The sequence below is a fragment of the Bartonella sp. AA74HLJMH genome, assembly GCF_042197045.1.
Taxonomy (GTDB): Bacteria; Pseudomonadota; Alphaproteobacteria; order Rhizobiales; family Rhizobiaceae; genus Bartonella.
In genome coordinates, this window is the sequence record NZ_JBHIRJ010000131.1 from 1 (window position 1) to 749 (window position 749).

Annotated in this window: 1 pseudogene; it reads left to right on the forward strand. The window is 41.5% G+C overall.

Annotation, left to right across the window (positions count from 1 at the left end):
* Positions 1–749: pseudogene (locus ACFINH_RS10165) on the forward strand (hypothetical protein); the annotation flags it as partial.

Sequence of the window (749 nt, forward strand, 5' to 3'; positions counted from 1 at the left end):
GCTAGCTATGAAGGTGGCGAATGGAGGGCTCCGGAATTCAAGGTTTCACAATTCAATTCTGATGGTAGTTCGTCAGAAAAGAAGATCTATCATGATGTAGCAGGAGCTTTTGATGGTGTCAGTGATGGTATGACGAGTATCAACGAGCGTATTCATGATGTTGAGAAGAATGTGGCGAGCAATGGTTTGAATTGGAATGAAGAAGAAGGCGCGTATGATGCGAAGCATGATGGTAAGTCGAGTAAGATTACGAATGTATTGGATGGTAAGATAGAAGAAGGCTCGCAAGAAGTTGTTAATGGTGGTCAGCTTTGGAGCACGAATGAGAGGGTAAAAGAGGTTGAAGACAAAGTAGATACGATAGATCAACATGTGAAAGATATTGAAGTAGCCGTAACAGATGGCGTTGTTTCCTATGACAAAGATAGTGATGGGAAAAAGACCAATAGCATTACGTTAGTAGGAGGCAATGACAGCGAACCTGTTATGATAGACAATGTAGCGGCAGGCAAGATTGAAGCAGGTTCTCAGCAAGCTGTTAATGGTGGTCAGTTACATGATTATACTGAAGAGCAGATGAAGATAGTTCTTGAAGATGCCAATAAGTATACGGATGAGAAAGTTAGTGGTCTTGTCAATGATGGTGTTAACGAGTCGAAATCCTATACGGATATGAAGTTTGAGACATTGAATTATGCTATTCAGGATGTTCGGAAAGAAGCAAGACAAGCTGCTGCTATTGGTCTAGC